General features: G+C 42.8%; 25 protein-coding genes and 1 pseudogene. 25 read left to right on the top strand and 1 reads right to left on the bottom strand.

The window, feature by feature from the left end; all coding sequences use genetic code 11:
* Positions 1–22: 22 nt before the first annotated feature.
* From ABTV07_RS17840 to ABTV07_RS17740, 21 genes are all read left to right on the top strand, one after another.
* A complete protein-coding gene (locus ABTV07_RS17840) occupies positions 23–1507 on the top strand; it encodes a DEAD/DEAH box helicase (protein WP_433751349.1) in 1485 nt (494 codons plus the stop codon).
* Complete coding sequence (locus ABTV07_RS17835) at positions 1504–2196, top strand: ComF family protein (protein ID WP_433744816.1); 693 nt, start codon at positions 1504–1506, stop codon at positions 2194–2196. Before ABTV07_RS17840 ends, ABTV07_RS17835 begins: the two co-directional genes overlap by 4 nt.
* Before the next feature lie 57 nt (positions 2197–2253).
* Positions 2254–2664, top strand: a complete 411-nt coding sequence (locus ABTV07_RS17830; RefSeq protein WP_433744813.1) for a TIGR03826 family flagellar region protein — start codon at positions 2254–2256, stop codon at positions 2662–2664.
* A gap of 140 nt (positions 2665–2804) precedes the next feature.
* Entirely contained in the window at positions 2805–3068 is a 264-nt protein-coding gene (flgM, locus tag ABTV07_RS17825; RefSeq protein ID WP_433744811.1) for a flagellar biosynthesis anti-sigma factor FlgM, read from the top strand.
* Between the two features lie 84 nt (positions 3069–3152).
* Complete coding sequence (locus ABTV07_RS17820; protein ID WP_433744808.1) at positions 3153–5462, top strand: hypothetical protein; 2310 nt, start codon at positions 3153–3155, stop codon at positions 5460–5462.
* Entirely contained in the window at positions 5459–5755 is a 297-nt protein-coding gene (locus tag ABTV07_RS17815) for an EscU/YscU/HrcU family type III secretion system export apparatus switch protein (RefSeq protein ID WP_433744805.1), read from the top strand. Before ABTV07_RS17820 ends, ABTV07_RS17815 begins: the two co-directional genes overlap by 4 nt.
* 47 nt (positions 5756–5802) lie before the next feature.
* A complete protein-coding gene (gene fliS / locus ABTV07_RS17810; protein ID WP_433744802.1) occupies positions 5803–6255 on the top strand; it encodes a flagellar export chaperone FliS in 453 nt (150 codons plus the stop codon).
* Positions 6256–6258: 3 nt separating this feature from the next.
* Positions 6259–7140, top strand: a complete 882-nt coding sequence (hag, locus tag ABTV07_RS17805; protein ID WP_433744800.1) for a flagellin Hag — start codon at positions 6259–6261, stop codon at positions 7138–7140.
* A gap of 105 nt (positions 7141–7245) precedes the next feature.
* On the top strand, positions 7246–7683 hold the full coding sequence (locus tag ABTV07_RS17800; RefSeq protein ID WP_433744797.1) for a YaaR family protein: 438 nt from the start codon (positions 7246–7248) through the stop codon (positions 7681–7683).
* 79 nt (positions 7684–7762) lie between these two features.
* Positions 7763–8236, top strand: coding sequence for a flagellar protein FlgN (locus ABTV07_RS17795; protein WP_433744794.1), 474 nt, complete (start codon positions 7763–7765; stop codon positions 8234–8236).
* Between the two features lie 13 nt (positions 8237–8249).
* Positions 8250–9896, top strand: a complete 1647-nt coding sequence (gene flgK / locus ABTV07_RS17790; protein WP_433744791.1) for a flagellar hook-associated protein FlgK — start codon at positions 8250–8252, stop codon at positions 9894–9896.
* A gap of 15 nt (positions 9897–9911) precedes the next feature.
* Entirely contained in the window at positions 9912–10820 is a 909-nt protein-coding gene (gene flgL, locus ABTV07_RS17785; RefSeq protein ID WP_433744789.1) for a flagellar hook-associated protein FlgL, read from the top strand.
* Positions 10821–10863: 43 nt separating this feature from the next.
* Positions 10864–11427 (top strand): DUF6470 family protein, encoded by a 564-nt coding sequence (locus tag ABTV07_RS17780; protein ID WP_433744786.1) that lies wholly within the window; start codon positions 10864–10866, stop codon positions 11425–11427.
* Positions 11428–11445: 18 nt separating this feature from the next.
* Entirely contained in the window at positions 11446–11889 is a 444-nt protein-coding gene (gene fliW / locus ABTV07_RS17775; protein ID WP_433744784.1) for a flagellar assembly protein FliW, read from the top strand.
* Between the two features lie 6 nt (positions 11890–11895).
* Positions 11896–12120, top strand: coding sequence for a carbon storage regulator CsrA (csrA, locus tag ABTV07_RS17770; RefSeq protein WP_433744781.1), 225 nt, complete (start codon positions 11896–11898; stop codon positions 12118–12120).
* 147 nt (positions 12121–12267) lie between these two features.
* Positions 12268–14001 carry a flagellin gene (locus tag ABTV07_RS17765; RefSeq protein WP_433744778.1) on the top strand — a complete coding sequence of 578 codons (1734 nt, stop codon included), beginning with the start codon at positions 12268–12270 and terminating at the stop codon, positions 13999–14001.
* Positions 14002–14138: 137 nt separating this feature from the next.
* Entirely contained in the window at positions 14139–14492 is a 354-nt protein-coding gene (flaG, locus tag ABTV07_RS17760) for a flagellar protein FlaG (protein ID WP_433744775.1), read from the top strand.
* A gap of 15 nt (positions 14493–14507) precedes the next feature.
* The gene (locus tag ABTV07_RS17755; protein WP_433744772.1) at positions 14508–16076 is read left to right on the top strand and encodes a flagellar hook-associated protein 2; all 1569 of its coding nucleotides are present in this window, start codon (positions 14508–14510) and stop codon (positions 16074–16076) included.
* A 27-nt stretch (positions 16077–16103) separates the two neighbouring features.
* Positions 16104–16508, top strand: coding sequence for a flagellar export chaperone FliS (gene fliS / locus ABTV07_RS17750; protein ID WP_433744769.1), 405 nt, complete (start codon positions 16104–16106; stop codon positions 16506–16508).
* Positions 16508–16855, top strand: a complete 348-nt coding sequence (locus ABTV07_RS17745) for a flagellar protein FliT (RefSeq protein WP_433744766.1) — start codon at positions 16508–16510, stop codon at positions 16853–16855. The genes fliS (ABTV07_RS17750) and ABTV07_RS17745 overlap by 1 nt, the downstream gene beginning before the upstream one ends.
* Before the next feature lie 9 nt (positions 16856–16864).
* Positions 16865–17257: a hypothetical protein gene (locus tag ABTV07_RS17740; RefSeq protein ID WP_433744763.1), complete on the top strand. Its 393-nt coding sequence runs from the start codon at positions 16865–16867 to the stop codon at positions 17255–17257.
* Positions 17258–17323: 66 nt separating this feature from the next.
* Here the strand turns inward: ABTV07_RS17740 and ABTV07_RS17735 are convergent, their stop codons facing one another.
* Positions 17324–17494, bottom strand: coding sequence for a hypothetical protein (locus ABTV07_RS17735; RefSeq protein WP_433744760.1), 171 nt, complete (start codon positions 17492–17494; stop codon positions 17324–17326).
* Positions 17495–17689: 195 nt separating this feature from the next.
* On the opposite strand from ABTV07_RS17735, the gene rfbB reads away from it, so the two are divergent.
* From rfbB to ABTV07_RS17715, 4 genes and pseudogenes are all read left to right on the top strand, one after another.
* Complete coding sequence (gene rfbB, locus ABTV07_RS17730; protein WP_433744757.1) at positions 17690–18727, top strand: dTDP-glucose 4,6-dehydratase; 1038 nt, start codon at positions 17690–17692, stop codon at positions 18725–18727.
* On the top strand, positions 18724–19287 hold the full coding sequence (locus ABTV07_RS17725; RefSeq protein WP_433744755.1) for a DapH/DapD/GlmU-related protein: 564 nt from the start codon (positions 18724–18726) through the stop codon (positions 19285–19287). Before rfbB ends, ABTV07_RS17725 begins: the two co-directional genes overlap by 4 nt.
* Positions 19288–19298: 11 nt before the next feature.
* A complete protein-coding gene (locus ABTV07_RS17720; protein ID WP_433744753.1) occupies positions 19299–20006 on the top strand; it encodes a WbqC family protein in 708 nt (235 codons plus the stop codon).
* Positions 20003–20732: pseudogene (locus ABTV07_RS17715) on the top strand (sugar phosphate nucleotidyltransferase). Before ABTV07_RS17720 ends, ABTV07_RS17715 begins: the two are co-directional and overlap by 4 nt.
* Positions 20733–20747: the final 15 nt, after the last annotated feature.

The following is a 20747-nucleotide window of genomic DNA, read 5'->3' as shown; positions in this document are numbered from 1 at the left end:
TTTAAGAAAGAGAGATGATATATTGAGATTCATTGTCCACAATGAAACATTAATCCCCGAGCCGCTTGCCCCAAAGGAATTCGCAAATGAATTAAAACCCATCACACACTATAATGACCTCCCTCAAAAACCCCATCAGCCATACCATTTTTCAAAAGAACTCCAGAACCTCCTGACGGGAAAAGCCCTCCTCCTTGATGAAATCCCATTTCCAATCAAACTTCTTCACGACCATTACCTTCACGGCTATATCTCCTATCAAAATGGAATCGAAAACGGTGTATGCCAGCGATGCGGCACAAGCAAATCCCATCTGATCACTAACATGCCATGCGCTCGCTGCCATCATACATGCCGCTACTGCCGGAACTGCATCATGATGGGACGGGTGTCTGAATGCACCCCGCTCATAACATGGACCGGACCTCCCCCGGAGCAGCAATCCGAAAACATTCTCCAATGGGAAGGACACCTCTCACCCGGGCAGGAGGAGGCTTCCGACAAACTCATCCATGCTATACAAACAAAAACAGATCTTCTCGTCTGGGCCGTATGCGGAGCGGGAAAGACGGAAGTTCTATTCGCTGGAATTGAAGAAGCCATCAGAACAGGAAAGCGTGTCTGCATCGCAAGCCCGCGAACCGACGTCATCCACGAATTGACGCCTCGCCTGCAGCAAGCATTTCCGGATGTCCCAGTCGTCTCTCTCTACGGGGGAAGTGAACAGAAATGGGACTACTCTCCCCTTACCATCGCCACCACCCACCAGCTGCTCCGGTTCCAATCTGCTTTTGACGTCATGATCATTGATGAAGTGGATGCTTTTCCTTTCAGTATGGATGCTGCTCTGAAATTCGCAGCTTCCAAAGCACAAAAACCCGACTCCAGCACAATCTACCTCACTGCAACGCCAAACCGCAGACTTCAGCAGCAAGCTAATTTAGGAAAGCTTCCATTTGTAAGAATCCCCGTCCGATACCACGGTCATCCGCTTCCCGTTCCAGTTTTTAAATGGGGGACCGATTGGCAGAAGAAGTTCGCCAAAGGAAAAATCCCATTGCCATTAAGAACATGGACAGAAAAAAGGCTCCAAAGCAACACACAGGCTTTCATTTTCTTCCCCCATATCGAAACAATGCAAAAGGCACTGCCTTTATTTCAAAAGCTAAATCCTTTTATAGAATCTGTACATGCTGAAGATCCAGAGCGAAAAGAAAAGGTCCAAAAAATGAGAAATGGAGAAATTCCAATTCTCTTGACGACCACCATCCTGGAAAGGGGAGTGACGATCCCGGGACTTGATGTGTCAGTCATCGGAACGGATGATCCAACATTTAAAGAAGCAGCGCTCGTCCAAATCTCCGGTCGGGTTGGAAGAAGTGCTTCACAACCAGTAGGAAACATTACGTTTTATCACTTCGGGAGGACATACGCCATGGAAAAAGCCAAACTTCATATTTTAAAAATGAACAAAGAAGCGAAAAAGAGGGGGTGGCTCAAAGGATGAGCGGACATTGTCTGTACTGTCATGAACCTGTCTACCCTACATTCAACTGGACAGCTATGATCAGAGGCTGCGACATCGAACCTTTTTGCGATTCCTGCCAGGAGGAACTTCGATTAATAGAAGGGGAGAGATGCAGGACCTGCTCGCGTCCTCAAAAGGAAAGCGGCATTTGTCAGGACTGCATCGAATGGGAAGAAGGGGAATGGAGCGGAGCCCTCAGCCAAAATCACTCGTTTTATGTGTACAATGATTTTTTCAAAGAGGTCCTGGCTAAGTATAAATATCGGGGAGATTACTTGATATCAAAGGCTTTTTCAAATTTAATCAAACGTTTGATTAAGAAAGAAAAGCCTGATTTCATCGCTCCTATTCCACTTAGTGCAGAGAGGCTGTATGAGAGGGGGTTCAATCAATCGGAGGCACTCATTATAGAAGCAGGATTCCAACCGACACATCTCCTTGAAAGAACCCACTCCGAAAAACAATCAAAAAAGTCCCGGAGACAAAGACTTGAAGCAGAACAGGTTTTTCGGCTGAATTCAGATTGGGACATTAACTTTGAAAACAAATCCATCCTCCTCATCGATGACATCTACACAACTGGCACTACTCTCCGCCATGCAGCAAAAGTATTAAAAGACAATGGTGCGAAAAATGTTTCTTCCATAACAATGGCGAGAAGCATTTAACAGTCATCAAAACCTGCCGATAATAAGGATAGAAAGAAATGCAGGGAGAGATGACAGATGGCAGAAATAACGAACTGTCCTACATGTAATAGCATTTTTGCGAAAAATGCATTCCGCGACGTATGCGATAAGTGCTTCAAAGAAGAAGAAAAACAATACGATACGGTCTATGGTTTTTTGAGAAAGCGTGAAAACCGGGCAGCAACCATCCCGACAATTGTCGCACAGACCGGTGTACCGGAAGATTTAATTCATAAATTTGTGCGGAAAGGCAGATTCAATATCGCTCATTTCCCAAACCTAGGCTATCCGTGCGACAAATGCGGAACGATTATCAAGCAAGGGAAAATTTGCGAAAACTGTTCTTCTTCATTGAGGGCGGATTTACAAAGCTTCCAAAATGAACAGAAGCGTGCGGCTGAAATCAGGGAAAAAGAAAAAGCTACGTATTACTCAAATAAAGACTAAGATAAAAGGCTCGTTTATGGGCCTTTTTTATTGGAAAAAGATTAGTATCAACGAACTATAGATATACACTAAACAAATATAAAAATCTTCCGATATAATGTATATAAGAAATGTGTGCGGAGAAAAGAGAGGTGTTAAATATGAAGATCAACCCATTTAATAATTCTGGAATCAACCCTTACAAAAAGCAGGCGGAGAAATATGAAAAGACTGCCCAGACAAGAGGGATGGGCAACGACAAAGTGGAGATTTCTACTGCCGCAAAGGAAATGCAGCAGTCTTCCCAGCTAATCAAAGAGCGCCAGGCAAAAGTGGAAGAATTGAAGCAGAAAGTGGACAGCGGCGAATATAAAGTTGATCCAAAAGAGACGGCAAAGGCAATGTTGAAGTTTTTTCAAAAATAAAAACCAACACACACGGATGGATTTAAGAGCTCAAGGATGAGCGCAGATGGAAGAATCCCTAAAAAGTGTGGAGCGTGAACAGACATGCAAGTGACAAACGAACAGAAATTGATGAACTTCGCCCCTTCAGATAAGGCAATCACGTTGAAGGAAGGGGATATTTATCATGCCGTCATAAAGGAGAAACTCCCGAATGATGAGGCAATCCTCCAAATAAAGAATCAGGATATCAAAGTGAAATTTGAATATCCTTCATCAGCCCAAGGCAAAACGATGATTCAGATCGTTGACGCCAATCAATCCCCGCCTATAGTGAAGAGTGCTTCATCTGCAGATGATGGAAAAGGAACCGGTCAAAAAGCTGAGCTGGATAAGACCCTTCTCCAACTTAATGACGGAAAGCCTGTATCAGATGGAATTAAATCAGCAGCTGCCATCCTTCAACAAAAAGGCGTCCCGCTCACAAAACAAACCTTTCAGGATTTGAAAAATTTCATTGAATCCGAGCCAGGAACCCTCAATCAAAAACTCGAAACCATTGCCGTTATGGCGAAAAAAGGATTGGATTTCACTCCGACCCAAATGAAGTCCGTCCATGAAGCACTTTTTGGTTCATCGTATGGCAAAGAATTGGCGCACCTTGCCAAAGAAATCGACGGCCAGTTTTCATTCACGGAAGTGGAAGGAACCCCTTATGGAAAACCTGCAGGAGATGTGATAAAAGCAGCGATGGATGCAATTAAGCATGGTGACCTGGCTAAAGCCATCGCCATGCTAAAGGACGAGCTAAGCAAAGATCCTTCTCTTTCTGGAATCAAGAAGAGTCTTACACAAAGTGAGCAGCTGCTTCGCTTGGCTGAGAGCAAAAATAACGAAGACAGCCAAAAACTCCTTAAGCTTGCAGCTAATCTTCTTCTCTCAACATTGAAGCAAGAAGGATCTGTTCAAACATCGCAGAATCCTGCCCTGGCAGAAGACAATCGATTAAGCGATATCGCAAAACTGATGAAGTCTATTCAAAAAGACCCGGATCTATCAAAGATTCTTCAAAACTTGAATGCATTGGCAGAGAACCTTTCAGATGAACAGTCGGCAGTTATCCAAAATGCAGTCCAGAAGGCCGGCGATTTTTCTTCTATTGGTAAAGAAATGGCCGCCCGCCAGGAACTTATGAATGTCTTGAAAAGAATAGAGAGAGAAATTAAGCAGTCTCAGCCTATTCAGGACAACACGCAGACTCAAGATGCCTATCAGCTTAATGACGATTTGTTTGCTTCCATCCCGTTTCAATCGAAGGATTTAATTGTAAGTAAGATTACGCTAAAGCTTTCACAAGCTGCGATCGATTTTAAAGCATTTAAACAGGACGTTACTCGAAACTTGCAGACAGTGGAGCAGAGCATCGGGAAAACTTCCGCGAAGCCATTACTCGAAGCAACGATTAAACAGCTGGACCAGACCATTTTAAAGAGCGACTTCATGCTTTATACCGATATGAAGACAGAGAAGAAACTCATGACGGCCAGTACTCAGCTTGCTCAAGCAAAAAATCTTCTTTCAGAAGGGGACTATCCGGAAGCGAAAAAGATTGTTTCCGAAATTAAAACGATGATTGATAAAATCATGTTCAAACCATCCGACACCCGGGTTCAGCATTTTGTGTCTAAAGAATTGACTCAGCTTGAAGGAGCATCTCCGGAAAAACAGCTGCTGCAGCAATTTGATCAAGCCCAGGCAGGTTTCAAACAGCAGCCGACAGCCCGCGGAGCATTCGAATATATGAAGCAGATGGGATTGACCCATGACACGGACCAAGCTCATGCACTTGTCCAGAATTCTAAGAATGACAGCACCTTGGACTCCAATATGAAGAATATCTTAATGAAGCTGCAAAACGAAGCGGATGGCGTCTCCCAATCTTCGTTGAAGGTTGATGGATTAATGCAGAATCTGACTGGCCAGCAGCTCCTGAGCAAGAATGACCCATCCGGGCTGCAGAGCATGATGTTCTCCTTGCCGCTAGTGCTGAAAGACCAAGTGGAAAACGTAAAGGTGTTTATCAACTCCAATAACAGTTCACAAAAAATCGATTGGGAGAACTGTAGCCTCTTCTTTTTACTGGAAACGAAGAAGCTTGGGGATCTGGGAATTTCTCTAAAAACAACGAACCGCAATCTTTCTATCAATATTAAAAATGATAGGCCAGGCTTCAAAGATAAAATGACTCCGCTGACGGATATCGCTAAGGAACGACTTGAGGAAATTGGATATGGAATTGGCAGCATCCAGTTTTCATCATTACATACCGCTCCAACAAAAGAGCAACCAAAAGTCGAGAAGCAGCCTATCCAGAATCCTGTTTTTACAGAGAAAGGATACGATTTTTCGATATGATGCCGCATTATTTTAATCAGAAAAACAAAAGAGCCATGAACGGGTCAACTGCTGCAGTCCTCCGCTACGACGAGGGTGAAGGCGGGTCACCGAGTGTTGTCGCACAGGGCTCCGGACTCCTGGCAGCGAAAATTATTGAACTGGCTAAACAGCACAACATCCAGATGCAAGAGGATGAGAGTTTGGTCAAACATTTGCTGGACATCGACCTCGGAGATAATATACCTCCTCAGCTGTATTCGGTCATAGCAGAAATTTTGCTGCTGATCGAGGAAATGGAAAAATCGTATTAACAACATCCTTTTTGATCCGATAAAACAAATAGTGGGAGGATTTAAACATGGACTTTATAACAAAAGAATTGATTTACCAGAAGTCATCCCAGGAAATCACGTCGCTATTATATGAAGCGGCCATTGATGATTTAACGAATGCAATTGATGATATACATCAAAAAAAATATATCGACTCTAACATTAAACTGAAAAATGTTAATGATATTTTACAGCGACTCGGGGTTGGTTTGAATTACGACGCGGGAATCATTGCGGATCAGCTCGACGCCCTTTATAACTATATGGCGGATCGGGTCATTGAAGGGAATCTGCGGAAAGACCCAGCAATTTTAAGAGAAGTGCTCGAAATTCTAACAAGGATTTCAGACGCATGGAACACTGCACTTAAAGAAAAGCCCAACACAAAAGCTGACTTGAAGAGACAGAAAACCAATGCCTACGAAAAGCATGTTTTAGTATACGAGCGCGACGAGAATACGGTAGAAGAGGGGAAATAACAGATGAGAATCAACCATAATATCCAAGCATTGAATGCATACCGAAACCTATCCCAAACGATGTCCAATACATCAAAAAATCTTGAGAAGCTTTCTTCCGGCCTTCGCATCAATCGTGCAGCAGATGACGCAGCAGGTCTGGCAATCTCTGAAAAAATGCGCTCCCAGATCCGCGGCCTGGACATGGCCGAGCGAAATGCCCTGGATGGGATTTCTCTCATCCAAACCGGCGAGGGTGCTTTGAATGAAACACATAGTATCCTTCAGCGTATGCGTGAATTATCGGTGCAGGCTTCAAACGGAACGTTGACAGATGAAGACCGTGGCGCTATTCAAAAAGAAATGGACCAGCTTACATTCGAAGTTGATCGTATTGCGGATACTACACAGTTTAACCAAAAGAAGCTGTTGAGCGGTGATCCTGCTACTCCTGGTGCTGATTTAAGTGTATCCCTGCAAATTGGAGCCAACGAATCAGAAACGATGGAGTTTAAATTAAGTGTAATGGACGCTGAGAAACTTGGAATGGCAACAGATGATTTATACAACCCAATAACGACTGCTGGACAAAAGGCGAAGCATGGCGTATATGTGAGTACAGCAGATGCTGCAAGCGTTGCAATCACAAAGATTGACAATGCAATTCAAAAGGTATCGGATGAGCGAAGCAAACTTGGTGCCATTCAAAACCGTCTGGAGCATACAGTTACAAACATTCAAACAGCCAATGAAAACCTGACATCTGCTGAGTCGCGTATCCGTGATGTAGATATGGCAAAAGAAATGTCCGAGTTCACTAAGAACAATATCTTGAACCAAGCAGGACAAGCTATGCTTGCGCAAGCGAACCAGCTTCCACAAGGAGTTCTTCAGCTTTTGAAATAATATAAGCGAGGAGATATCAATCTTTTGACATCTCCTCTTTTTTCTTCCATTTACATGATTTAGAATAGTAGTAATTGAAGAAATTAATAGAACGGGTGAACAAACATGGAAGTTCAAAAAGTAGGGAAAGCCGGCATACAGCGAATGTCCAAAAAAGAACAGGTGGCTTCAGAATCTGTTTCCTTTTCAGAAGTGATGGCCAATAAACGTGGCAACGGACTCTATGAACGATTTGCCAAACTGGCATCAGAAATTGAGGATCAAGGAAAAGTATTGGCGGAATCGAGGACAGTTGACGACCTTCGCAAATACAAGAAAATGGTGAAATCCTTCTTGGAGGATGCAGTAAAGAATGGCATGCAGCTTGAGGAGCAGCGCGGGTTTAACCGCAGAGGACGCACGAAAATCTATAAGATTGTGAAAGAAGTAGATTCCAAGCTGATGGACCTCACAAAGGATGTACTCAATAAGGAGAAAAAAGGACTTGATATCCTTAACCGCGTAGGAGAAATCCAAGGCATGTTGATCAATGTTTATACGTAAATAGTCCTATATTCATTTCCTTCATAAAAAACTCAGTATTATTGCCGATATAACAAATAGAACAGCAGGAGGATTTTCAATGTCAATCCAACTTTCAATCATTGAATTTATGGAAAAGTTAATCAAGCTTCATGGCAGTCTCCATCAACTGGCAAAGAAAAAAACGGATGTGATCAAGGTTGGGGACATTGAGACTCTAACACAGCTGATGAAGGACGAACAAAAGCATGTGAAAGCGATAGAAATGCTGAACGGGAAGCTGGTGGATATCTGCGAGGAAGCCGCACCGGGTAGAACCCTCACTGAAATCATAAATTCGCTTGATGAAAAAGATCGTAGTCAGTTAATCGAACTGCAAAAACAATTAACTGGTGAAGCTCAGAAACTAAAAGACGTAAATGACTTAAATCAGGAGCTCTTAGAGCAGTCTCTTCAATATATTTGGCTCAACCTCGATTTATTTAGCGGGGATATACTATCTCCACAATATTCTAAGTCTCTAACGGATCAAGAAGAATCGCCTTCTGCATCTATATTCGAATCAAAAGCATAATGGAGGTCTACCGATGACATCTACTTTTCATGGTCTTGAAACGGCTAGGCGCGGTCTGGTCACACAGCAAAATGCCCTCTACGTCACAGGACATAATATATCGAATGCAAATACCCCAGGGTTTTCCCGTCAACGTGTCAACTTTGTCCAAACGGAACCATATCCGGCCGCAGCCTTGAACAGGCCGCAGATTCCGGGACAGATGGGAACAGGTGTTGAAGCCGGTTCAATACAACGGGTGAGAGAAAGCTTCCTCGACTACCAATATCAGGGGGAAAACAATAAACTTGGCTATTGGTCATCCCGTGCCACTTCTTTAAGCAAAATGGAAAGCATCATGAATGAGCCGAGTGAAGATGGGTTGTCTGCCGTTATGGGGCAATTCTGGCAGTCGCTGCAGGACTTAAGCGTCTATCCGGAAAACCAAGGGACGCGCTCTGTTGTGCTCGAACGTGGACAGGCAGTGGTGGATACCTTCCATTATCTTCACGATTCCCTTACTTCTATTAAAGATGATCTAGGAAATGAAGTTAGCGTAGGTCTTCGTGACGTTAACTCAATTTTGAAAAAAATCGGGGATATCAATGAATCGATTGCATCCGTTGAACCGCATGGCTATTTGCCAAACGACTTATACGATGAGCGCGACAACCTTGTTGATCAGCTTTCCGAATACGTCAATATCAAAGTGGAAAAAGTCACTTCTGGAGGAAACTCCTTAGACATAGCAGAAGGAAAATACAACATTAAACTGCTGGATGCTTCCGGAAAAGATACTGGAGTATTCCTTGTAAATGGCGCTGACTATTCGCAAATGGGCTTCCAGGGTGGAGACGACAAGATTTCATTTGATCCCAACGGCAGCATTGGAAAAGGAGACCTGAAACTTTTCAATGAAACAGGTGAAGTCAAGTTGAAGGACCTCTCCTTGGTGGATGACAATGGAGCGATGAATTTCTCACAAGGAAAGCTCCGCGGTCTTATTGAATCCTATGGATACAAAACGTATGATGCCAGTGGAACGGAAAAAGGTGAAAAAGGGATTTACCCAGATATGCTGGATAACCTTGATAAATTAGCTTTCACTTTCGGCAATGTGTTCAATGCAGTGCAAAAAGAAGGCTATGGATTACCGGGAACGACCAAAGCGGATAGCTTCTTTGATCTCGGAAGCCTAACCATAAGTAATTACAAGGGTGCTTCTTCTACCATTCAAATGGAAAAAATCCTGCCTGAACAAATTGCGGCTTCCACTATTGAAGACAACGCGGGTGATGGAACGAATGCCATCAACTTAAGTAACATCCAAGGCTGGGAGCTTTCTTCAGCAACACCAAAAGAGTTAGAAGGATTAAGCGTAACACTTAATCTCCCCTCATTAAGTGCAATCGGAAACGGTACGATGAAGTCATTCTACGAAGGAATGATCGGAAAGCTTGGAGTCGATGCCCAGCAGGCAAACCGTCTTCAAAGCAATAGCCAGACGCTTCGCCAATCTGTGGGTGAAAACCGGCAGTCCGTCAGCTCAGTTTCCCTGGATGAAGAAATGACTAACATGATTAAATTTCAAGCGGCCTACAATGCCGCTGCAAGAAATATTACCATGATCGATGAAATGCTCGATAAAATCATCAACGGCTTGGGAACAGGCGGAAGATAGGAGGTTGAATAAGTAATGCGAATTACACAAAATATGCTTGCTACTAACATGCTAAAGAATTTGACGAATAGCTACAACAAAATGGGAACGCTCCAAGATCAACTGGCGACAGGCAAGAAAATCAACCGGCCTTCCGATGACCCGGTTGTTGCCATGAAAGGGGTCTCCTACCGGGATAGCCTTATGCAAATCGACCAGTTTAAGAGAAACTTTGGGGAAGCTTATAACTGGGTGGAGAATTCTGACACTACCCTGGATAAAACGACACAAGCTCTTCAGCGTATTCGAGAGCTTGCGGTACAAGCATCCAATGATACATATGATGTCACTCAGAGAGACGCTATTAAACAAGAAGTTGTACAGCTTAAGGAGCAGCTTGTTCAGCTTGGCAACACCAAGTTTGGAGAGAAATATCTTTTCAATGGGACGGATACCTTATCCCAGCCGATTGATTTGACATCCACTCCGCCAAAAGTTTCAACGAACACCAATCCGGTCAAGCTTGAGCTTTCTAAAGGCGTATATATCCAAGTGAATGCAGACCCGACCAAAGTATTTACGCTGGACAACTCAACGAATCCTCCATCCGGATTATTTGGCGATATTGATCAGCTGATCACGAAGTTGTCTGATCCGAACTCAACGGGCGATGACATCAATGATTCATTGAAGCAACTGGACGGCCATATCCAAAATGTCACTTACGCCCGTTCGGAACTTGGCGCGAGAATGAACCGCGTTGAATTAATGGAAAACCGCATCGACGAGCAGCAAGTCATTGCTAACAAAGTCCTCTCTGATAATGAAGATGCGGACATGGAAAAGGTCATCACAGATTTGAAAACGCAAGAAAGTGTCATGCGGGCAGCCATGGGAGTCGGTGCACGGATAATTCAACCGAGTTTGATGGACTTTTTAAGATAAGCTATTCCTTTGTGAATGGCTTTTCCTATTTGAGGTGATAAAAATGAACATACCCCAAATCAGAATACAATCGCAATCAGCAAAAATCGGTATGGAAACAGCGGTTCCAGTACAGACGATTGAACAGCCCCATGCCCAGATGCAGCTTCACCAGGAAAATGCCCATATCACTATGGAAACTACGAAGCCGCAGCTTACGATTGACCAGTCGCAGGCATGGGCGGATATGAACCTGAAAAGTGTATTTCGGATGAATGCCGAAGCGGCACAGCAAAGTGAACAGGAGTGGTTCCAGGAGATGGCGGAAAGCTCACAGGAAGGGGACGAGCTGATGATGATTGAACATAGAGGAAGTGTCATGGCCGCCCAGGCAGAACGACACGGCGAACTTCCAACCTATGATTTTAACATCGGATTTATCCCATCTAACTTCTCTGTGAAGGTACACTTTGAACCAGGTCGCCACAACATGGACGTCACACCACAAAAGGTCGTGAACAACACGCAAGTTCGCAAGCCATACATTGATTATCAGCGTGGAAATGTTTCCATCGGTATGAGGCAGCAGGCAGATCTGCAGATTGATTTTGTGAACCTTCAAGTATAAAGCAAAGGAATGATAGAAATGAGCATCAACACAAAATATCACGGGGAAATGGAATTTGCACCAGAAGAAATCTGGCATTTTGAGAGCGGAATCCCAGGCTTCTTGAATGAAAAGAAATTCGTTCTTCTTCCATTAGAAGACAATCCCCTTTTTCAAATCCTTCAATCCACTGAAAATAAAGACTTGGCATTCGTTTTAACCAATCCATTTTACTTTGATAAAAACTATGATTTTAAAATTGACGAGGGTACGCTTGAACAGCTGTCTCTTCAAAATGAGAAAGACGTTGCCGTTATGGTAATCGTGACTGTTAAGGATCCATTCGAAAATAGCACTGCCAACCTTCAAGCACCGGTCATCTTCAACCTATCAAACCAAAAAGCGAAGCAGATGATTCTTACACAGATAGAATATAAGACACGAGAACTCATCTTTCAACAGCTTCCAGTTTCAAAGGGGTGACGAAAAATGCTAGTGCTGACGAGAAAAAACGGGGAAAGCATCCAAATCGGGGATGACATCGAAATCATCGTGATTGGAATCAAAGGCGATCAAGTGAAAATAGGCATCAATGCCCCGAAGCATGTCGAAGTACATAGGAAAGAAATCTACTTGGAAATCGGACAGGAAAACGAACAGGCATCCACTGGACTGGCTAATCTACTAAACATTTTGCCAAAAAATGAAAAATAAATAAAAATTTCGCAAAAACTATTAAAGACTCTCGAACCATGTCGATATAACTAATGTAAGGAAATTCAACGGACGGCCGCCGTTGAATCTCTGAAAATTCAAACGGTTCACAAGGATGTGAGCCATACATTCAAGGAGGAAATAGTAATGAGAATCAATCATAATATTGCAGCGCTTAATACTTATCGTCAGCTAACAGCTGCTTCAAGTGCACAAGGAAAGTCAATGGAAAAATTATCATCTGGATTACGTATTAACAAAGCAGGTGATGATGCTGCTGGGCTTGCAATTTCTGAAAAAATGCGTGGTCAAATCCGAGGGTTAGACCAAGCTGCTCGTAATTCACAAGATGGCATCTCTATGATTCAAACCGCTGAAGGAGCTCTAAACGAAACACATAGTATCCTTCAACGTATGCGTGAGTTATCAGTACAAGCTTCAAATGATACAAATACTACAGATGACCGCAAACAAATTCAAGAAGAAGTTAATCAGTTAAGTTCTGAGATTAATAGAATTGGGAATACTACAGAATTTAATACTCAAAGTTTATTAAAAGGCGGAAGTACACCTGCTGCCGTATCTGGAACAACTTATGGTGCAACTGGATTAACAGACCTTAAAATTAATGCATCTTCCAATTTAGGTTCTGGGAGCTATACTCTTGATATAACTTCGGGGAAAAATACTTCAAGTTTATCAGGCGGAGATGCTTCTGCAGTAAATATTACTTCTGGTTCAAGTTTAGCTGATGGTAGCTATAAAATTAAAACTACATTTGATGGTACTGCAGGTGGATTAAGTGCTGGTAGTACCGGAGTAACTTCTGTAACTTATAATGGGACAGATAATAGTGCAATTGCAGATGACTATAAGATTGAAGTTACAGGGGCAAGTGGAAACTGGACAGTAACAATTAAAGATTCTACCGGTACAAATACAATTGCCACACAATCTGGCATTGGGGACAATGGTGGAACTGTTGGTGATTTTACAATTAATGCAACGTCCTCATTAGCAGCTGCTAATGATGGCACCTTCGATGTTACAGGTAACGGATGGGAAGCTAGTTTATTAGAAAATGATGGGTCAACTCCTGTAGCAGGCACATCATCCGTTCAAATTGACCCAAGTGATACTAGTATTGATTTAGGTGCAGGGGTAAGTGCGGACTTTGGCGCATCTCTGACTAATAATAACGTTTCTTCATTTACTGTTGGAACTGGTTATACAGCAGCCTTGAAAGATAGTACTGGTACTACACTTGGGACTAATGCCTTAAATACTAGTCAAAATGATCAAGTTTTATTTGGTGGTCTTTCTATTGATACACCAGCTTCATTAACAACAGGTACAGTCTCCTTTAGTGTTCAAGAGAAAGGTGATTTCAACGCTAATTTCCAAATTGGAGCAAATGCTGGTCAATCATTAACCATTGATGTTAATGATATGCGTTCAGCTGCTTTAAATATCACAGGAGCTGCTACTGGGACAGTAACTGCTAGTGATGGAAAGGTAGCATCTTTCGTAAAAACAGCAAATGTAACAGATGGAACAAATAATGCTGAAGTAGAATTCGCACTTGACCTTTCATCTTCTACAAAAGCATCAGCCGCAATCTCTGTAATCAATGATGCGATTAACAATGTTTCTTCTGAACGTTCTAAACTTGGCGCATTCCAAAACCGTTTAGAGCATACTATTAACAATTTAGGTACATCTTCTGAAAACTTAACAGCAGCTGAGTCTCGCATTCGTGACGTAGACATGGCAAAAGAAATGATGGAACAAACTAAAAACTCTATTCTTTCTCAAGCTGCTCAAGCTATGTTGGCTCAAGCTAACCAACAGCCACAAGGTGTTCTTCAATTGTTACGTTAATTTTTCAAAGAAAGAGGATTCCATTTCATATTGGAATTCTCTTTTTTCTTTTAAACTTCTACTATTTCTCCCCTTAACTCTTCCAATAATTATCCGATATAGTTAATAGAACAATTGAATAAAGGAGAATTATTACTATGATTGAACGGGTGCAAGGGCAAACGCCTACTTTATTAACTAATTCAGGAACAGTTCAAAAAGAGCCTACAGAATCCAAGTCATCCGAACTAGTTCAATCACAAAAGCAAGAAGAGAAACAGCAAGTCACGAAAGAGAAGCTGGAAAAGATCACAAATAGTATGAACGACTTTGTCGCGGCTTCCAACACGCATTTAAAGTTCGAGTTTCACGATAAATTAAAAGAGTACTATGTAACGATTGTAGATGACAAGACACAGGAAGTGGTCAAGGAGATTCCAGCTAAAAAAATGCTGGATATGTATGCAGCTATGACGGAATTTCTTGGGTTGATGGTAGATAAAAAGATATAAAGGAGCTGTTTTCACATGAGTACAATGCGAATCAGCGGATTAGCAAGCGGAATGGATATTGATCAAATGGTTAAAGATTTGATGAAAGCTGAAAAAATGCCGCTTGATAAAATGAATCAAAAGAAACAGTATATGGAATGGCAACGTGATGATTACCGGGAAGTAAATAAGTCTCTTTTTGATTTTAATAATCTAATTTTTGATGGAGTTATGAAGCAAAGTACATATATACAAAAAACAATAAATACTTCTAATGATAGTGTTGCATCCATTCGTAATTTAAGTTCTACAAGTGACTTTTCCGGAACGTTATATGTAGACACCTTGGCTGGTGCAGCAACTATGCGGAGCAATGCACTGATTCAAGATTCAGCAAATAAGCCGATTGATCCAACCAAAAAACTTTCAGAGTATGGTTTTACATCAAAACAGACTATTAAGATAGATGCTATTAATAAGGATGGTAAATTGGATACAGCAAGTTTAAACCTCGTTTTTGATCCAAATGAAGAGTCTTTGAATAGTGTTTTAGAAAAAATAAACAAGCAATTTGACGTAAATATGTTTTATGATAGCGCTACTCAGAGTGTGGCAGTTACAGCGAAAAATACAGGAAATGCTAAAGACCCTTCCAGTGGTGCAAATGTGGCGGAAATCAAATTAACTGATTCAGCAGACTCATTTCTATCAGGATTTTTGCATTTGGATTCGGATAATGATGTTGCTAGTGGAAAGCAGGATGCCAAATTGGTTAGTTATGGTCAAGCTGGCAAAGATGCTTCCTTTACTTATAATGGATTGCCGACCACAAGATCAACAAATACTTTCACGATAAATGGAGTAGAGTTTACATTAAAAAAGGAAAAAGCCTCTACAACATTTTCCTCTTCACCAGATGTGGATAAAATACTCGACTCAATTACAAAGTTTGTTGACGAATACAACAAGCTGATTGAAAATGTGAACGGACAACTGGATGAAAAGCGCTACCGTGACTATAAGCCGCTTACTTCTGAACAAAGAGAAGCAATGTCTGATAAAGAAGCAGAACTATGGGATGAGAAGGCTAAAAGCGGAACGCTAAGAGGAGACTCTGTTCTTTCCAGCGGGTTAAACCAAATGCGTAATGATTTTTACTCTCCTGTCAGCGGAATAACTGGTTTTGATCAGCTAGCAAAAATCGGGATCACAACCTCCAGCAATTTTATGGATAAAGGGAAATTGATTATTGATCCCGATAAACTGAAAGAGGCTATTTCAAGTGATCCTAATGGCATTTATCAGTTATTTGCAAAAGATGGTACAACGACAGCAGAAAAAGGAATCGCACGCAGACTTCGTGATACCATTCAAAAAACCATGGATGGAATTGAACAAAAAGCTGGGAAGGCTTCCAGTACAAATAATACCTTTACAATTGGACGAGATTTGAACAGTTTAAATGATCAAATTGACCGTTTCAATGATCGCCTTTCACAAGTGGAAGACCGCTACTACCGACAGTTCACTGCTATGGAACAGGCGATTCAGAAATCGAACCAGCAGGCTACTTACTTGATGCAGCAGTTCGGTGGTGGACAGTAATTTGGGTAATACAGAAGGAGTGCAATGATGGCTATCAATAACCCATATCAGACATATCAAAATAATTCCGTGAGCACGGCGTCCCCTGGAGAGCTGACACTCATGTTATACAACGGCTGCTTAAAGTTCATCAACCAGGCCAAACAAGCTATTGCCGCAAAAAATATTGAAGCACGTAACACGAGTATTTTGAAAGCGCAAAAGATCGTCCAGGAATTAATGGTGACGTTGAATATGGATCTGGCAGTCTCTAAAAATATGATGGCTCTCTATGATTATATGAATCGCCGTTTGATAGAAGCGAACGTAAACAGCGACATAGCTATCTTGGAAGAAGTAGAAGGTATGGTCACAGAGTTCCGAGACACGTGGAAACAGGTAATCCAATTGAATCGTCAGCAGGTGCATGCTGGACAGGGCGGCCAAGTGTAATGAGTGCCGTCCTTCAGTGTTTTGCTGTAACAAAAAAACTTTATGATTTAACTCAGAAAGACCTTGATGCAAGTCGTGAGGAAACCATTGCTGAAGTGGAGAAGCTGCTGCTAGAGCGTGAATCTCTGCTTCCTGAAGTTGTTCCACCGTTTTCTCCAGAAGAGGAGAAGATGGGAAAGCAAATGCTCGTCTGGAACGAAGCGATCAGTGAAAAACTTTTATTAATCAAACGTTTGATTAATAAAGATATCAACGGTTTGGAAAAGAAAAAAACAACCGCTAAGCGCTATACGAATCCATACGAGAACATGAATTTTGACGGCATGTTTTACGATAAACGAAATTAGGTGGACAACATGAAAACGCTAGAATTAACAGAAGAACAATTGGAATTCTGCAAACAATATGCAGGATTGATTGAAACGGTAAGCGAAGCTTTGGATTATGTAGTTGCAAGTTTCTCTGATTTAGAGAAAACCGAGGGAGACGTCGTCCTGAACGATGTAATTCAGGCGTTCGTTCAAATAGCGCAAAGCCATGTCTCACTGGAAGTTTTATTTCAAGATGACAAAGAAGTGGCCTCAGGAATTCAATCTTTTTCAAATGTATTGAATCAGTTAGAGCCCCTTGAAGGAAAAATGGATGACCTCACTTTACGCTCAGATATCATTACGAATGGCGTCGCTCCAGCTTACCGCATTTGGAGTAGTGATATGCTATCCAAACTCAAAGCCTATATCTCAGTATGAAAGAAGCACGGGAGATGGTTCCCGTGCTTTTTACATTTTGAAACAGAAAAATCTTCCCCCAACTGCCTAATTCCGTTCCTCCAACTCTTTCACACGCTTCTCCAACTTCTTCACCTTCGATTCCGCATTCATGGCAAATGTCATCGCCACAATCGCAAATACAAATCCGATTGTCCCCATTTCATCCACACACCTTTCATAGCTTATATCTACGATTGAATACTTAAATCGTTTCATGAAAAATTCCTTTTTCCTTTAAAAAGATGGTATTCCTCGTTTTTCGTTCTGTATTTGGAAGCAGGAGAACCGTCCCTCTGCTTCGTAGCGTTTCATGTAATTTTCCTTTTGCCCACCAGCCGCTGACATATCCCAAGTTCTATGCGAATAAGGTAGCGATAGAACGAAATCCATTCGTGAAGAGGCGGAGCCATTATGGAACAATCGAAACAATCTCGCACGATCCTCGTGACCGGCGGAGCGGGATTCATCGGATCTCATTTTATCCACCATTGGCATGCGCACTATCCACATGATCACATTTTGAATGTTGATAAGCTCGGTTATGCTTCCAATTTGGACTATGTGAAAGGGTTATCCCCAGGTTCCTATACGTTTTTGCATGCGGATTTGGCGGATAAGGAGAAAATCCACAGCTTACTGAAGCAATACGAACCAGACCATATTTTTCATTTTGCAGCTGAGTCTCATGTCGATCAGTCCATTAAATCTCCCGAAGCCTTTATTTCATCCAATATTAACGGGACTTTTCATTTGCTTGAAGCTGCCCGCCATCTTTGGATCAGTCAAAATCGACTTCATGAAGCTCGTTTTGTCCACATATCAACAGATGAAGTTTACGGCAGTCTCCAGTTAGATGAACCGGTATTCACAGAGGAAACACTTATCAAACCAAATTCACCGTATTCAGCATCAAAAGCTGCGAGCGACAACCTGGTCCGGGCATACCATAAAACGTATGGACTTCAGACGCTTACTACTAGATGCAGCAATAATTTCGGGCCACATCAGCATCAGGAAAAATTGATTCCCACCATTATCCACAGAGCGATCAACCACCAGCCGATCCCGATTTACGGGGAAGGAAAGCAGATCCGCGATTGGCTGTATGTCCGTGATCACTGCCATGCAATCGACCTCGTTTTCCACAAAGGAAGACCGGGGGAAGTCTACAATATTGGAGCAACCAACGAATGGGAAAATATCGAGTTGACCCGCTATATTTGCGATCAGCTTAATGAACTCAAGCCGAGCAAAAAGTTGAAAGATTACAAGGAGCTCATTACTTTCACAGATGACCGTCCGGGACACGATTTCCGCTACGGAATGGATGCATCTAAAGCCTCGACAGAATTAAATTGGAAACCGCGCTTTTCCTTTAAGGAAGCGATGAAAACAACCATAGATTGGTACTTGGCAAAGTATGAAGACGAAAGGGAGATCGATTCGTGAAAAAGAAGAAGCTGCTTATTTATGGGTCACAGGATTTTGGTTGGACCGTCCGTCAGATTGCACTCGATTCCGGCTACACCATTGCAGGGTTCATTGACGATATCCACCCGGGAGATGGGGTGCTTGGGGATTTTTCCAAAGTGAAAGAATCTCATTCACCAGAAGAATATGAAGTCGCTATGGCCATTGGATACGGAAACTTGAAAGCCCGCTCGAAAGTGTTGGAGCGGGTGAAGGAATATGGCTATACGCTTGCTGCCCTTATTCATCCAAAGGCTTATGTGTGTTCGACTGCCACAATTGAAGACGGCGCGATCATCATGAACAATGCTGTCATTGATATGCGGACGCGGATTGGAGAAGGGGCTGTCGTTTGGCCAGGTGTTGTCGTGAACCATGACTCTGTAGTGGAGGGCAACACGTTCATTTCCCCGAACGCCACGATCTGCGGCCACTGCATCATCGGGAGGAACTGTTTTGTGGGTGCCGGATCGGTTGTGGCTGACCACCGAATTGTGCCTCCGGAGAGCTTTGTGAAAGCCGGGAGTGTGTTTGTATAGGAGGTATCTTAATGAAGAAAGCGGCGATCATCCAGTCGAATTACATCCCATGGAAAGGCTACTTTGACATTATCCATGACGTGGACGTGTTTGTGTTTTTGGATGATGTCCAGTTTACGAAGAACGATTGGCGGAACCGCAATCAAATCAAGACCCCGAATGGCGTGAAGTGGCTGAGCATCCCGGTGGGGCAGCATATTCACCGCAATATCAATGAAGTGGAGCTGACGGATAGCAGGTGGCAGAAGAAGCATTGGGATGCTTTGAAGAACAGCTATGGGAAGGCTCCTTTTTTTCGCTTGTATGAGGATTTTTTTGAGCATGTCTATATGGAAAGAACGTGGTCATCGCTATCAGAAATCAACCAATTTTTGATTGCCCACATATCCACAAACTTCTTGCAATGCAAAACAGAATTCATCGATTCACGTCAGGTGGCGGCAGAAGGGAAGAAGCAGGATAAATTGATCGGCATATTAAAAAATCTTGGGGCTGACAGCTATCTCTCAGGGCCAGCTGCCATGTCGTACCTTAATGATGACGGTTTTACACAGGAAGGGATCAAGATTGTGTATAAAAATTACGAAGGCTATCCTGCTTATCCACAAAGTTATCCTCCATTTGCACATGGGGTCTCCATAGTAGATTTGCTTTTCCACACAGGACCGGATGCATCGTACTTCATTTGGGGATGGCGGGAAATTGGGGTGAAGGAATGAAAGGCGTCATTCTGGCCGGGGGGGACGGGCACGAGGCTGTATCCCCTGACGAAAATCACGAATAAGCATCTGCTGCCAGTGGGGAAGGAACCGATGATTTTCAATCCGATTAAGCAGTTGAAATCAGCAGGCATCAAGGAAATTTTAATCATCACAAGCATGAATCATATGGGTGAAATCGTCCGTCTGCTCGGAAGCGGCAAGGATTTTGGCTGCGATTTCACGTTTAAGGTCCAGGAAGAGGCTAAAGGCGTGGCGCATGCACTGTATTTGGCCAAAGCGTTTGCAGAAGGGGGCAAGATTGCCGTCATCCTTGGGGATAACATCGCAACGCACAGCATCAAGCCGTTCGTTGAGGAATATGAACAACAGAAAAGGGGAGCGAAAGTGCTGCTCCGGAAAGTGAGCGATCCCGAACGCTACGGCATCGCTGCTTTGGATGAAAAGAAAGTGATCGAAATCGAAGAAAAACCGAAGCAGCCGAAAAGCAGCTACGCGGTCGTCGGGATTTACATGTACGATGCTGATGTTTTTCGCTTGATTGAAGGGATTGAACCGTCTGCAAGGGGCGAGTACGAAATCACCGCTGTGAACAACATTTATATCGACAAGGGCGAACTGACCTACAACATCCTTGAAGGTGACTGGACGGATGCTGGGACATTTGCCTCGTTCCGTTATGCCAATAAGATTCTGACGAAGACGAATAACCGTATCATCGAATGAGTGGAAAGGGAAGTG

The organism is Falsibacillus pallidus, assembly GCF_050990905.1.
GTDB lineage: Bacteria > Bacillota > Bacilli > Bacillales > DSM-25281 > Falsibacillus > Falsibacillus pallidus_A.
Note: the sequence above shows the minus strand (reverse complement) of the source record. Positions and strands in the feature narration are given on the sequence as shown.

What these genes read in the sequence shown, in the direction of transcription:
- ABTV07_RS17765 (WP_433744778.1), top strand. Translation starts at nt 12,268, where the DNA reads ATGAGAATCAATCATAATATTGCAGCGCTTAATACTTATCGTCAGCTA.
- ABTV07_RS17720 (WP_433744753.1), top strand. Translation starts at nt 19,299, where the DNA reads ATGAAGAAAGCGGCGATCATCCAGTCGAATTACATCCCATGGAAAGGC.
- fliW (WP_433744784.1), top strand. Translation starts at nt 11,446, where the DNA reads ATGAGCATCAACACAAAATATCACGGGGAAATGGAATTTGCACCAGAA.
- ABTV07_RS17815 (WP_433744805.1), top strand. Translation starts at nt 5,459, where the DNA reads ATGATGCCGCATTATTTTAATCAGAAAAACAAAAGAGCCATGAACGGG.
- ABTV07_RS17830 (WP_433744813.1), top strand. Translation starts at nt 2,254, where the DNA reads ATGGCAGAAATAACGAACTGTCCTACATGTAATAGCATTTTTGCGAAA.
- ABTV07_RS17735 (WP_433744760.1), bottom strand. Translation starts at nt 17,494, where the DNA reads ATGAAACGATTTAAGTATTCAATCGTAGATATAAGCTATGAAAGGTGT.
- fliS (WP_433744802.1), top strand. Translation starts at nt 5,803, where the DNA reads ATGGACTTTATAACAAAAGAATTGATTTACCAGAAGTCATCCCAGGAA.
- csrA (WP_433744781.1), top strand. Translation starts at nt 11,896, where the DNA reads ATGCTAGTGCTGACGAGAAAAAACGGGGAAAGCATCCAAATCGGGGAT.
- flgK (WP_433744791.1), top strand. Translation starts at nt 8,250, where the DNA reads ATGACATCTACTTTTCATGGTCTTGAAACGGCTAGGCGCGGTCTGGTC.
- fliS (WP_433744769.1), top strand. Translation starts at nt 16,104, where the DNA reads ATGGCTATCAATAACCCATATCAGACATATCAAAATAATTCCGTGAGC.
- ABTV07_RS17835 (WP_433744816.1), top strand. Translation starts at nt 1,504, where the DNA reads ATGAGCGGACATTGTCTGTACTGTCATGAACCTGTCTACCCTACATTC.
- ABTV07_RS17780 (WP_433744786.1), top strand. Translation starts at nt 10,864, where the DNA reads ATGAACATACCCCAAATCAGAATACAATCGCAATCAGCAAAAATCGGT.
- flgL (WP_433744789.1), top strand. Translation starts at nt 9,912, where the DNA reads ATGCGAATTACACAAAATATGCTTGCTACTAACATGCTAAAGAATTTG.
- ABTV07_RS17740 (WP_433744763.1), top strand. Translation starts at nt 16,865, where the DNA reads ATGAAAACGCTAGAATTAACAGAAGAACAATTGGAATTCTGCAAACAA.
- hag (WP_433744800.1), top strand. Translation starts at nt 6,259, where the DNA reads ATGAGAATCAACCATAATATCCAAGCATTGAATGCATACCGAAACCTA.
- ABTV07_RS17795 (WP_433744794.1), top strand. Translation starts at nt 7,763, where the DNA reads ATGTCAATCCAACTTTCAATCATTGAATTTATGGAAAAGTTAATCAAG.
- ABTV07_RS17745 (WP_433744766.1), top strand. Translation starts at nt 16,508, where the DNA reads ATGAGTGCCGTCCTTCAGTGTTTTGCTGTAACAAAAAAACTTTATGAT.
- ABTV07_RS17800 (WP_433744797.1), top strand. Translation starts at nt 7,246, where the DNA reads ATGGAAGTTCAAAAAGTAGGGAAAGCCGGCATACAGCGAATGTCCAAA.
- flgM (WP_433744811.1), top strand. Translation starts at nt 2,805, where the DNA reads ATGAAGATCAACCCATTTAATAATTCTGGAATCAACCCTTACAAAAAG.
- ABTV07_RS17820 (WP_433744808.1), top strand. Translation starts at nt 3,153, where the DNA reads ATGCAAGTGACAAACGAACAGAAATTGATGAACTTCGCCCCTTCAGAT.
- rfbB (WP_433744757.1), top strand. Translation starts at nt 17,690, where the DNA reads ATGGAACAATCGAAACAATCTCGCACGATCCTCGTGACCGGCGGAGCG.
- flaG (WP_433744775.1), top strand. Translation starts at nt 14,139, where the DNA reads ATGATTGAACGGGTGCAAGGGCAAACGCCTACTTTATTAACTAATTCA.
- ABTV07_RS17755 (WP_433744772.1), top strand. Translation starts at nt 14,508, where the DNA reads ATGAGTACAATGCGAATCAGCGGATTAGCAAGCGGAATGGATATTGAT.